Below are 11,705 nucleotides of genomic sequence, written 5' to 3' on the forward strand. Positions count from 1 at the left end.
GGCTATGCTGCCGCCGGGTGGTCGGGGTCCACATGGCGCTTCCAGGTTAGGCTTCAGCACCCTCCTGGAATCATCGCCATCCCGGCCACTCAACCCCGCCTCAGGCCCTTATCGGACGGGCTCTTAGACGCGTCAGGGAGCATTCCGCCGAATGCAGCAAAGGATCAGTTGATCAGGCAGAACTCGGCATCCTCGCGATCGATGCCGCCGACACGCTTGCCGGCCTCACAGGGCGGAGCGACCGCGCGGGCATCCTGGATACGCGGCGAAAGAGGCGCCGGGGGCGCTGTAACCCGCTGGAGCTTCGGTGTCGGCTCAACGTTGGCAGCCACATCAGATGCGGCCGTGATCGGCGCTGCCGTTGCAGCGGCCGCGACCGCAGTTTGGCCCGGCGTGATGACGATCGCAGGCCGGTAGCCGACCCGGCTGACGGAGCCAGTCTGAACCGGCGAAGCGGCCGTAGGGGCGGGCATCAAAGGCCGCTGGGGCGCTACCGTGCGTCCGAAGGGCAAACGGATTCGAGCGCGAGCCTCGGCAGCTTCGATGCTCCCCACCAGCGATAGAACCGCCGCACCAACCGCAAGCCACGTCCGCATGGATCAATTCCTCCGCATGCGGCCAGCATGCCAGGAGTTTAATGAAGGAGTGCTACGTGGATGGCTCGCTTTAGATTGAGCGGAATAAGGGCCTGGGCCACACCTGCGCATAGAGCCGTCTCCAGGCCGTCCCGATCGGTGCTCATCATCCTGTTTTGGATCGCGCTCGGTGCGAAAGGCGGGGGATGAACCGGCGGTAATTTTCTTAGATGACGGCGGACCTGCATAGAAGCGTCAGCGAGTGGGGCGACAACGTCTGCTTAGATTTCCTGCTCGCTCAGAAGCAGACTGGCAGCTTTTTACCCACCCCGGTCATTCAGAAAACCATGCCGGTGGGGCTGGACTTAGCCGAGAGCGGAACGGCGGCTTTTGAATGGATGAGGCGCAGAAGCGGACGCCAATCGCGACAGGATCCGCCTAGTTGATCGCTCCGTCCGCTTCCTCAATCTCCGTGGCATGCCATCTGCACGATGGACGCCACCCGCCAGATTGGAGTTGCTCGATGAGACGACGCGATGTCCTTGCTGGCGTCACCGCCTCCCTCATCGCGGCGCCAAGTCTAGTGCGCGCGCAGGCTGCCACAACCCTCAAGTTCGTCCCCTACGCCGACCTCGCCCTGCTCGATCCGCTGGTCAGCGCCTTCGTCACCCGCAACCACGTGATGATGGTGTTCGACACCCTCTACAGCCTCGACGCCGCCGGCGTGCCCCGGCCGCAGATGGTCGGGGGCGAGAGCGTCGAGGACGGTGGGCGGCGCGTGCGCCTGACCTTGCGCGACGGTTTGAGATTCCATGACGGCACCCCCGTTCTCGGGCGGGACGTCGTCGCCAGCCTCAAGCGGTGGGCGAGCACCGATTCCTTCGGGCAGGCCCTGATGGCCGCCACCGACGACCTCTCGGCGCCGTCCGACACGGTGGTCGAGTTCCGCCTCAAGCGCGCTTTCCCGCTGCTGCCGAACGCCCTGGCCAAGCCGACGAACCTCATGGCCGCCATCATGCCGGAGCGGCTGGCCGCGACGCCGCCCACGACCCGGCTGACCGAGATGGTGGGCTCGGGCCCGTTCCGCTTCGTCGCCGACGAGCGCGTGCCGGGGGCGCGCAACGTGTATCGCCGCTTCGAGGGCTACGTGCCTCGGACCGACGGGCCGCCGAGCTTCTGTGCCGGCCCCCGCATCGCCCATTTCGACCGCGTCGAGTGGCTGACGAACCCGGACCCGGGCACGCAGGTCGCCGCCCTCCAGGCCGGCGAGGTCGATTGGGTCGAGCAGCCGCTCATGGATCTCGTGCCGAGCCTGCGCGCGAACCGGGCGATCAAGCTGCAGGTCGTGGAGGACAAGGGTCTGATCGGCGTCCTGCGCTTCAACTTCCTCTATCCACCCTTCGACAATCCGGCGATCCGGCGCGCCGTGCTCCGCGCCATCAATCAGACCGAGTTCATGCAGGCGGTCGCGGGCGACAACGCCGCCGTGGACACTCGCGTCGGCGTGTTCGGACCCGCCGGCCTGCCCATGGCCAACGATGCCGGGATGGAAGCCCTGAGCGGCAGGCACGACCTCGCCCAGCTCAAGCGCGACATCGCGGCGGCCGGCTACAAGGGCGAACGGGTCGTGTTCCTGTCGGCGACGGATGTCCCGCGCATCAACGCGATCTGCAGCGTCGGCGTCGCGATGATGCGGCAGCTCGGTCTCAACGTCGACGAGGTCGCCACCGACTGGGGCACCGTGGTGCAGCGCGCTACGCGCCAGCAGCCGATCGACGCGGGCGGCTGGAACGTGTTCGGCTCGTTCTGGGGTGGCTACGACATGCTGAACCCGGCGGGCCACCTGCTGCTGCGCGGCACCGGACTGAAGGGCTGGAACGGCTGGCCCACGGACGCGCAGCTCGAGCAGCAGCGTCAAGCGTGGATCGACGCGGCGGACCAAGACCAGCGGCTCGACATCGCGCGGCAGATGCAGGTTCAGGCTTTCGAAGATGTCCCGTTCCTGCCCTTGGGCTCGTATCTCCAGCCCACGGCCTATCGGGCCGACCTCGACGGGATGCAGGTTGGCCTGCCGCTGTTCACCAATATCCGGCGGATTTGATCCGGGTCCGTCGAGGGATGTGCAAACTTGAGAGCGGCGCGGAACTTGCGCCAGGTCCTCCACCCGCTCCCGGGCCGCCCGGAAGCGTGGCTTCCTGTGTGGCTGGAGGATTGTCATGTCGCCGAAGTCCTGGCTGAAGTCCTGGCTGATCCTTTCGACGGTCCTTCTCTTCGGTTCTCAAGCCGCGAAGGCCGAAGAGCTCACCGGAACGCTGAAGAAGATCAAGGACAGCGGTGAGATCGCCATCGGCTATCGGGATGCGTCGATCCCCTTTTCCTATCTCGACGGCGATCAGAAACCGGTCGGGTTCGCGATGGACATCTGCTACGCGATCACGGATGCGGTCAAAGCCGAACTGAAGCTGCCGAGGCTGGCGGTCAGGCTGGTCCCCGTGACTGCCTCCACGCGCATTCCGCTGATGGCCAACGGCACGATCGATCTCGAATGCGGCTCGACCACCAACAATGCGGAGCGGCAGAAGCAAGTCTGGTTTACCAACACCCACTTCCTCACCGCGACGCGGTTCGCCTCGAAGAAATCGGCGCAGATCGACAAGATCGATGATCTAAAAGGCAAGACCGTCGTGTCGATCCCCGGTTCGACCAACATCGTCCAGACTCTTGAGATCAACACTGCAAGAAGCCTCGGGATGACGGTTCTACAAGCCAAGGACCACGGCGAGGCGTGGTTGATGGTGGAGAACGGCCGCGCCGCCGCCTACGTCATGGACGACGTGCTGCTGGCTTCACTGATCGCGTCCTCGAAGGATCCGGGCGCCTATCGGATCTCGTCGGATGCCCTGTCGCGTCCCGAGCCCTACGGGATCATGGTGCGCAAGGACGATCCGGCGTTCAAAAGGGTGGCGGATGCCACCACCGCCAAGCTGTACACCAGTCCTGAGGGCAAGGCGCTCTACGACAAATGGTTCACCAAGCCGATCCCGCCGCGTGGGATCAATCTCAACTTCCCCATGAACGCGGCCATGAGCAAGACCATGGCGCACCCGAGCGACAGCCCGGACCCGGCGATGTACTGAGGCGCCCAGCCGGCCAAAGTGCTTCCGGCCGGGCGGCCCACCGGCGCCACGATCTGTGGCCCATGCCACCCGGCGGATGGAGCGCGTGAGCCGATCCAACCCAACGTGGGGTCACCGGTGCCGATCATCCCCCCGAGACAAGCGGGCGACGGTGTTGTGCGCGGGAGGAAGATGGCCCGGATTTCCCGCTCCGTGCTTTGTCACCATCGGCCGCAATCTTGCAGGCAGGCACGGGTGACGCCTGAGAGCGATACTGGGGGATCGAAATGCGCGCTTCCATACTAGCCGTTGTCCTCGGCCTCCTAATAGCCAACGCAGCGCAGGCTCAGGTCAAGATCGGCATCGTCGGTGCGATTACGGGAGCCAACGCCGCGTTCGGCGCCCAGATCAAGAACGGCGCCAGTCAGGCAGTCGACGACATCAATAAGGCCGGCGGGATCAATGGCCAGAAGCTTGTTGCCGTTATCGGCGATGATGCGGGCGATCCCAAGCAGGGCGTCTCGGTGGCCAATAAGTTCGCCAGCGACGGCGTGAAAATGGTGGTCGGTCACTTCAATTCGGGCGTCTCGATCCCGGCCTCCGACGTCTATCTCGACGCCGGCATCATCCAGGTCACCCCGGCCTCGACGAACGTGAAGTTCACCGAGCGCGGCATGTGGAACACCTTCCGCACCTGCGGCCGTGACGACCAGCAGGGCGCGGTGGCCGGCGCCTACCTGGCAGATCATTTCAAGGGCAAGAAGATCGCCTTCGTCCACGACAAGACCCCCTACGGCAAGGGCTTGGCCGACGAGACCCTGAAGGCCCTCAAGGCCAAGGGCGGCAAGGACGTGATGTACGAGGGCATCAACCCGGGCGAGAAAGACTATTCCGCCCTCGTGTCCAAGCTGAAGTCGGCCGACATCGATATCGTGTACTATGGCGGCCTGCACACCGAAGCCGGGCTGATCATCCGGCAGATGCGCGACCAGGGCTTGAAGGCGCCGATGATGAGCGGTGATGGCATCACCGACAAAGAGTTCGTCCAGATTGCCGGTCCGGGCGCAGCGGGCACGCTGATGACCTTCTCGCCGGACGCGCGCAAGAACCCCAATGCGAAGGACGCGGTCGCTGCCTTCAAAACCAAGGGCATCGATCCCGAGGCCTACACCCTCTACTCCTACGCGGCCGTCCAGGTGCTGGCCAAGGCCATGGCCGAGACCGGATCGAGCGACGGCAAGAAGCTCGCCGAGTGGCTACACCAGGGCAAGCCGATGCAGACGGTGATCGGCGAGATCGCCTACGACAAGAAGGGCGACATCACCCGGCCCGACTACGTCATGTACGAGTGGAAGAAGGGCGCTGACGGCAAGATCGACTACACGGGGCACGAATTGACGCAATGATCACACTATGCGCTGCGCGGCGGGGATCAGGGATGAACTCATGGACGAGCGGGATCTGCACGGCCTCATCGGACGCGTGAAGGACGGCCGCCTGTCGCGGCGCGCCTTCGTACAGCGGATGGTGGCTTTAGGCCTCACCGCCCCCATGGCCGGACTGATGCTGGCCGGGAACGGGGTCGCGATGGCGGCCGATACCCGGTCCGGCTACAAGCCGGCTAAGCCCGGCGGTGGCGGCCTCCTGCGACTCCTCTGGTGGCAGGCGCCGACGCTGATCAACCCGCATTTCGCCATCGGCACCAAGGATCAGGAAGCCTCGCGGATCTTCTACGAGCCGCTCGCCGCCTGGGATACGGACGGCAACCTCACACCCGTGCTCGCCGCCTCGATCCCGTCCAAGGAGAACGGCGCGCTCGCCGCCGACGGCCGCTCGGTGGTCTGGACGCTCAAGCCCGGCGTGACCTGGCACGACGGCAAGCCCCTCACCGCCGACGACCTCGTCTTCACCTGGGAGTACGCCCGCGACCCCGCCACCGCGGCGGTGACGACCGGCTCCTACAAGGATTGCAAGGTCGAGAAGGTCGACGACCTCAGCGTCCGGGTCCTGTTCGACAAGCCGACGCCGTTCTGGTGCGATGCCTTCGTGGGCGTCGTCGGGATGGTGCTGCCCAAGCACCTGTTCGGACCCTATAGCGGCGCCAAGTCCCGGGACGCGCCGCAGAACCTCGCCCCCGTGGGCACCGGCCCGTACCGGTTCGTGGAGTTCCGGCCCGGCGACATCGTCCGCGGCGAGCGCAACCCGGACTACCACCTGCCGAACCGGCCCTACTTCGACACGATCGAGATGAAGGGCGGCGGCGACGCGGTCTCGGCCGCCCGCGCGGTGCTCCAGACCGGCGAGTACGACTACGCCTGGAACCTCCAAGTCGAGGACGAGGTGCTCAAGCGGCTTGAGACCGGCGGCAAGGGCCGGGTCGACGTGATCTACGGCGGCAACCTGGAGTTCCTGCTGCTGAACGCCACCGACCCGAACGTCGAGATCGACGGCGAGCGGTCCTCGATCACCACCAAGCACCCGGCCTTCTCCGACCCGAAGGTGTGCCAAGCGATCAACCTCCTGGTCGACCGCAAGTCGATCCAGACCTACATCTACGGCCGCACCGGCAAGCCCACCGCCAACACGGTCAACGGCCCCGAGCGCTTCGTCTCGAAGAACACGGCGTTTGCCTTCGATCCGGCCAAGGCCAACGCGCTCCTCGACGAGGCCGGCTGGGCGAAGGGCTCGGACGGCATCCGCGCCAAGGACGGCAAGAAGCTCAAGCTCGTCTTCCAGACCTCGATCAACGCCCCGCGCCAGAAGACCCAGGCGATCATCAAGCAGGCCGCCGCCAAGGCGGGCATCGAGACCGAGCTGAAATCGGTGACCGGCTCGGTGTTCTTCTCCTCCGACCCGGCCAACCCCGACACCTACTCGCATTTCTACGCCGACATGGAGATGTACACCAACAACATGACGCAGGCCGATCCGGCGATCTGGCTGCTCCAGTACGTTTCGTGGGAAGTCGCGGCGCAGGCCAACAAGTGGCAGGGCCGCAACGTCGTGCGCTGGCGCAGCGACGCCTACGACGCGGCCTACAACGCCGCCCAGAGCGAGCTCGACCCGGTCAAGCGGGCGGCGCTCCTGATCAAATGCAACGACCTCGCGGTCTCCGAGAACGTGCTGCCGCTGATCCACCGGGCGAAGGTCTCGGCCGCTGGCGCCAAGCTCGTCGCCCCGCAGAGCGGCTGGGACAACGACCTGTCGTTCCTGCCCGACTGGTACAGGGAGGCCTGAACGGGAGCGCCGCGCCACGGGCGCCGACATCTTGCGACGCCTTCTGATCGCGGTCCCAGGCGCGGTCCGTCGTCGCTCTACGGCCATCGGGATTGCACCGCTGCTTGTCATGAGTTGCTGGCGATGAGTTCCACATGAGTATCGGAAGCAATCCGGCGTGAGCCGCCTTGTAGCCTTCGGCGTTATGGCGCTGATTTGGGGGGTGACGTGGTTGCCGACGAAGATCGCTGTGCAGACCGTGCCGCCGATCTTCCTCGCAACAGCGCGCTTCCTCCTCTCCGGCGTCCTGTTCCTCGTCATCCTACGCATACGGCGCCTGCCACTGCGCATCCCGGCGTTCGGCCGGATCGTCGCCGCCTCTCTCCTCATCACGACCGGATGCTACAGCTTCGTGTTCTGGGGTGTCGCACATGCCTCGAGTGGATTGTCGGCGATCGTCAATCTGTCGCTGATGCCGATCTTCCTCGCGTTTATCGGTTCTCTCTACGGCCAGGAGCACCTCAGCGCGCGTCGGGTCGGCGCGATCGGACTCGGCGTCGTCGGGCTCGTGCTCCTGTTCTCAGGCCGCGCCGTGGCCGCGCAAGACGGGGCCACCGCGGTGCTTGCCCTTTCGTCGGTAGCAGTCGGTACGGCCTGCTACGCCTGGGGCTCTGTGATCAGCCGGCCCTTGACGCAGACGATACCCCCCTGGTTCTTGCCTTCTGGGAGACGCTCATCGGCGCAATCGGCCTTGTGCCTGTCTCTTTGCTCCTCGAAGGCTACGATCCGAGTCACTTCGCCGCCCTGTGGGATGGGCGGGTGCTCATCTGCCTCGGCGTGATAGTGATCGGCGGCTCGCTGATCGCCTTCTCGATCTTCCTCTGGCTGGTGCGGGATTGGGGCGCGTTCCGCGCCGGCATGTACGCCTTCGTTAGCCCGGTGATCGCGGTCGCGATCGGCGTCATTTACGCGCACGAGCCTTTCGGATGGGCGGAGGCATCGGGTATGTGCATCATGCTCGCAGCGACGGCTTTGGCGCTCACCGAGCGATCACGTATGCAGGTCGACCAAGTCGCCTCTTGAGCAGCTCACGACGGAAGGCGCACGCAATCGCTTCCCGATTCGATTAAGACGCCGTCGCAGGTCGCGCGGTAAGAGCGCATTTGGCTGCAGTGGGTCTGAAGCGGTCGACCGATCTGGCGGCAAATCGCACGACCGGTCCTGGGCCGGCGAGCCAGCAGAAACAGACGGCGGGGTACGGTCCTTGTTCCTGTGCGCAGCTTGGCATGGGGAATGTGATGCCGGGCGCTTGGCAGCGGCTGACGGTCCGGGCTGGCTCGACGCAGAATGTCCGTTCCTGGGATGGCACTGCGGTCACTTGCACGACTGCAATGGGCGCAATGCTGAACGTCCGGTTCCGCCCGTGATGGCGATCCGGTGTGACGTGATCTGGCCGTAAGCGGAATGGCTGCTTCGGAGCAGGAATGCCGAAAAAGTGGACGGCCTCCTACCGACCTAACACTGCCGCTCGGACCTCGGTCGGCGCTTCCCCCAACCATTCGGTCGTCAACTCCCTGGCAACTCAGATTCATGCAACGACCAACTATCGTCCGGCGGGCCAACCGGCTACGGCGAGCACGATCTCGATCCGCGATGCAGTCATCCGAGCGGCGAACCTCAACCGTGTGGGTGATATTCAGCGCAGGCTGCTTTGGCAGCCACTTATCGGAGGCGTGGCAGCCATCGCCGATGTCCGTAGCTTCTACAGCATCGCTCGGACTGCGATCTTGAGTCAGCGCTCGGCATCGCCGCAAGTCCAGGAATCATGTGAAGATCAGGCCACCCGGCGCGGGAAGCAACGCACACAGGGATGCGGCTGAGAGCGCCGGTGTTGACTCTTAGCACACTCTCATACGCGAAGCGTGGTCGTTGCGACCGCAATCGCCAGTGGTGCTCAGTATCCAACCGCCGAACTTGCGGCACTCATGGCTCTGAATCCGTCCGATCGGCCAAGATCCTCCGATCTACTCCGCCGCCTGCCGGTTCACCTGCGCACTTGGCACGCCAAGGCCGATCGCTTTCGCAAGCGCCGACCGCTTTGCCGTGTAGTCCTGAGCGATCATCGGATAGTCGGCGGGTAGACCGAACCGCGCGCGGTAGCTCTGGGGCGAAAAGCCGTGAGCAGTCAGATGGCGCTTGAGCGTTCGGTACGCACGGCCGTCGATGAAGCTGGTCAACGCCTCAGCTCTGATGGACTGCCGGATATCCACGGCGGTGGGTAAGCTGGATTCGTTCGCCAGCGCGGTCTCAACGGTGAGCCCGCGATCCAACGAGCGCAGTGTACTATGGATGTCCGATATAAGCTGCGGCAGCTGAGCAGGTGCAAGATGGTTTTTAGAAACGTATGCTGACGTTATAGTGACAGTAATGTCTGCGTATCTCGCGTCTTGTTTTTCGTATTCGTGATTGGCGCGCATGGCTCTTCCCCTTTTGCGGTCTAGATAGAAGCATTGACCCCGCTCTCAAACGTCGGGTGTGGTGGTGAGAAGCTCCGACGCCGGATCGTCTCTTCGATCCGGCGTCGGAGGCAGTTGGACTGCAGCGACGACCGGCCGGCGCATCCATCATCGTTCGATGCGTCAGCTGAGTTTGGGTCGTCGACGCGTCCGCTCGGCCACACGACGCCCGAGTTCGATCAGCACGACATCCACGATCTCGCGAAGGGCGGGATCTTGAAGCTCCACGATCGTTCGACGAAGAGCGATGGCTTGCTCGACCGCTCGCTCCAGACTCGATCGCATGCCGTCATGCAGATCAGTATCGACTAGCGTCGTTCGTGGCACGGTATGACCTTCTTCAGCTCGCCAAACGGGCCGCAGCGCGGCTCTCAGGGGACAGGACCGACTCCGTGGTCCCACGCATCTTCTGCAGCTGGCGCAGGCTCCGTGCGTCGAAGCCCGCGTTGACGGCGACGATCTCCACGTCGTCGATCATCTGCGGAAGTCCGAGCGGTAGCGCGTAGATGTGCAGTTGCAGCAGCCGCAAGAGCCAACTCGTCGGCATCTCGGAGACGAAGCCTTTCAGCCCACGCGGCAGCCCCCATTCGACGATCGCGGTGAGGATGGCTAGCGCGGTCGGGTTGAGTCGTCGGCCGGACGTACGTGCTGGGCCGGCGACGCCGATCCGGCTCCATTCCACGATGTGCGGGGACGACGGAGGGGCGGACTCACAGAGCTGGGGCAGATGCTTCGACAGGACATAGGGGCGTGCGGTTGGTAGCAGCCGGGAGTAGCCGACCACCTCGTCGTCTTCCACGGCCAAGAGATGGACGGCGTACTCATCGTCGAACTCATCGATCTCGCGCTTGTCGTCTCGCGCGATCGCAGACCACCCCATCTCCTCGACGAAAATCTTGTGGCGTAGCCGCCAAGCTTGCTCCATCAGCTCAGCGTTCTGCGCGATATTGGCCGCAGTGATGACCTGGATCATGAAGACACCTCCGGAAGTGGTGTGCACGCCCGACTGGACGCGCGACACCACGCGAACGCGTGGTGTCGGGAGGTTCGTTGCGCAGCTGCAGGCTTTGCCTGGATGTATGGCGTCTCATCCCCTAACTTCGGTCAGGCCAAGCGCCGTCAGCGGTCGTGGTCAGGATTCGCCGTGAGCAGAAAATCCCTCGATCACACGCTCAAGCTGCTCAAAGAGCTCGATCGAGCTGGGAGCATCCCGGACGTCATCGCCGCCGTGCAGCGACAGCTCACGGGCTTCGGCATTGACGCGATTATCGCGGGTCTTCTCCCGACGCCGACGAGCCTAGTCAGCTTCAACCGCCAGTTCCTCGTCATGGAGAGCGTGCCGGCTGAGTGGCGTTCACGGTACCTGAGCCGGGGTTACGCCGCGCACGACCCGATCGTGGCGCAGACCTTCCGACAGCAAGCCGGCTTCGGTTGGAGCGATCCCACTCTCTCCCCGCCCGCAACGGCGACCGCCAGCCAGGTCATGCATGAGGCGGCTGATTTTCATCTCCGTGATGGCTACACGGTACCGCTGACGACCGTCGAGGGCGAGGTCGGGGGTATGAGCTTTGCCGGATCTCATCTCGAAATCGCCCCGGAGCATCGCGGCATGCTCACGCTGATCGCGAGCTACGCCTTTGGTCATGCTCTGCTCATGCGAGGCCAGCCTATAGCGACGCGCTCGAGGCTCTCGCCGCGGGAACGTGAAACCCTACAGTGGGCGGCGGAGGGCAAAACGGACTGGGAAATCGGGGAGATCATGGGCATCTCGGAACACGGGATCGACTCCCACCTCCGCCGCGTGCGCACCAAACTACGAACCCGCAATCGCGCTCAGTCGGTGGCAGAGGGTTTTCGGCTCGGCATAATCGTCTAGGTAGGCGGACTGACAAAAATCGATCGGTTGGCCGGAGGCGCTGCGTTGACGGATGAAGAGCTGGACGATCACCTTCTGAAATCTGTTTCAGATGCGCTCGGTGTAGATACAGCTATATTCTTGAACGGTCCTTCTACAGATCAAACTAGCTTGGCCGATTATCATAACGCGATCGTGCTTATGAGAGTGATACGCGCGTTTCGAGCGCTGCCCAATGATGGCGCACGCATGGATGTCCTTCGCATGATCGAGGAACGAGCCTCCAGCGATTGAGGGCCCTAGAGGCTGTTATGAACCTGTGGCGAGTTGAGCGGCCTGTTTGAGCATGAGGCAGACGAAGGCGACGAGGTGCAGGTCTGCCAGGGTGCTGGCATAACGCTCGTAGTCTTTGACGAGACGGCGGAAG

The 11,705-nt window shown here is 64.2% G+C and carries 11 protein-coding genes and 1 pseudogene; 9 read left to right on the forward strand and 3 right to left on the reverse strand.

Annotation, left to right across the window (positions count from 1 at the left end; translation table 11 throughout):
* The first annotated feature begins 1,098 nt into the window (after positions 1-1,098).
* From AAHG09_RS31195 to AAHG09_RS31220, 6 genes are all read left to right on the forward strand, one after another.
* A complete protein-coding gene (locus AAHG09_RS31195; protein WP_342112149.1) occupies positions 1,099-2,676 on the forward strand; it encodes an ABC transporter substrate-binding protein in 1,578 nt (525 codons plus the stop codon).
* Positions 2,677-2,791: 115 nt separating this feature from the next.
* Complete coding sequence (locus AAHG09_RS31200) at positions 2,792-3,712, forward strand: amino acid ABC transporter substrate-binding protein (protein ID WP_342112152.1); 921 nt, start codon at positions 2,792-2,794, stop codon at positions 3,710-3,712.
* Positions 3,713-3,978: 266 nt separating this feature from the next.
* A complete protein-coding gene (locus AAHG09_RS31205; RefSeq protein WP_342112154.1) occupies positions 3,979-5,097 on the forward strand; it encodes a branched-chain amino acid ABC transporter substrate-binding protein in 1,119 nt (372 codons plus the stop codon).
* A gap of 40 nt (positions 5,098-5,137) precedes the next feature.
* Positions 5,138-6,928: a peptide ABC transporter substrate-binding protein gene (locus AAHG09_RS31210; RefSeq protein ID WP_342112156.1), complete on the forward strand. Its 1,791-nt coding sequence runs from the start codon at positions 5,138-5,140 to the stop codon at positions 6,926-6,928.
* 157 nt (positions 6,929-7,085) lie between these two features.
* Positions 7,086-7,748 carry a DMT family transporter gene (locus AAHG09_RS31215; protein WP_342112159.1) on the forward strand — a complete coding sequence of 221 codons (663 nt, stop codon included), beginning with the start codon at positions 7,086-7,088 and terminating at the stop codon, positions 7,746-7,748.
* Positions 7,661-7,990 carry an EamA family transporter gene (locus AAHG09_RS31220; protein ID WP_342112162.1) on the forward strand — a complete coding sequence of 110 codons (330 nt, stop codon included), beginning with the start codon at positions 7,661-7,663 and terminating at the stop codon, positions 7,988-7,990. The genes AAHG09_RS31215 and AAHG09_RS31220 overlap by 88 nt, the downstream gene beginning before the upstream one ends.
* 941 nt (positions 7,991-8,931) lie before the next feature.
* Here the strand turns inward: AAHG09_RS31220 and AAHG09_RS31225 are convergent.
* Positions 8,932-9,384: a Ros/MucR family transcriptional regulator gene (locus AAHG09_RS31225; RefSeq protein ID WP_342112165.1), complete on the reverse strand. Its 453-nt coding sequence runs from the start codon at positions 9,382-9,384 to the stop codon at positions 8,932-8,934.
* A gap of 114 nt (positions 9,385-9,498) precedes the next feature.
* Here AAHG09_RS31225 and AAHG09_RS31230 point away from each other — a divergent pair, with 114 nt between their 5' ends.
* Positions 9,499-9,735 carry a hypothetical protein gene (locus tag AAHG09_RS31230; protein WP_342112167.1) on the forward strand — a complete coding sequence of 79 codons (237 nt, stop codon included), beginning with the start codon at positions 9,499-9,501 and terminating at the stop codon, positions 9,733-9,735.
* Positions 9,736-9,763: 28 nt separating this feature from the next.
* Here AAHG09_RS31230 and AAHG09_RS31235 read toward each other — a convergent pair whose 3' ends face one another.
* A complete protein-coding gene (locus AAHG09_RS31235; protein ID WP_342112169.1) occupies positions 9,764-10,396 on the reverse strand; it encodes an acyl-homoserine-lactone synthase in 633 nt (210 codons plus the stop codon).
* Positions 10,397-10,567: 171 nt separating this feature from the next.
* Between AAHG09_RS31235 and AAHG09_RS31240 the strand changes: the two genes are divergently transcribed.
* Both AAHG09_RS31240 and AAHG09_RS31245 read left to right on the forward strand, forming a co-directional pair.
* On the forward strand, positions 10,568-11,299 hold the full coding sequence (locus AAHG09_RS31240; protein ID WP_342112171.1) for a LuxR family transcriptional regulator: 732 nt from the start codon (positions 10,568-10,570) through the stop codon (positions 11,297-11,299).
* A gap of 45 nt (positions 11,300-11,344) precedes the next feature.
* Complete coding sequence (locus AAHG09_RS31245) at positions 11,345-11,572, forward strand: hypothetical protein (protein WP_342112173.1); 228 nt, start codon at positions 11,345-11,347, stop codon at positions 11,570-11,572.
* A 15-nt stretch (positions 11,573-11,587) separates the two neighbouring features.
* Here the strand turns inward: AAHG09_RS31245 and AAHG09_RS31250 are convergent.
* A pseudogene (locus AAHG09_RS31250) lies at positions 11,588-11,705 on the reverse strand (IS5/IS1182 family transposase); the annotation flags it as partial.

It is taken from the genome of Methylobacterium guangdongense, from assembly GCF_038442355.1.
Lineage (GTDB): Bacteria > Pseudomonadota > Alphaproteobacteria > Rhizobiales > Beijerinckiaceae > Methylobacterium > Methylobacterium guangdongense.